The 292-nt window shown below is 53.4% G+C and carries 1 pseudogene; it reads left to right on the top strand.

Annotated elements, in window-relative coordinates:
- Positions 1-292, top strand: a pseudogene (locus HMPREF2571_RS10760) (MSCRAMM family adhesin SdrC); the annotation flags it as partial.

The following is a 292-nucleotide window of genomic DNA, read 5'->3' on the forward strand; positions in this document are numbered from 1 at the left end:
GGATTCGCTAGCGCTTGTTGACGCACTCATGGAAGCCGACGTACTTGCGGATTCTGAAGCACTGGTTGATGCACTCATGGAGGCGCTAGTACTTGCTGACTCACTCGCACTTGTTGAAGCGCTCATGGATGCCGACGTACTTGCGGACTCTGAGGCGCTCGTTGATGCACTTTGCGATGCTGACGTACTTGCGGATTCTGACGCACTTGTTGAGGCGCTCTGTGACGCTGATGTACTTGCCGATTCACTGGCACTTGTTGATGCACTCATGGATGCTGAAGTACTTGCTGAC

This window comes from Streptococcus sp. HMSC068F04, assembly GCF_001837455.1.
In the GTDB taxonomy this organism is placed as follows: Bacteria; Bacillota; Bacilli; order Lactobacillales; family Streptococcaceae; genus Streptococcus; species Streptococcus salivarius_D.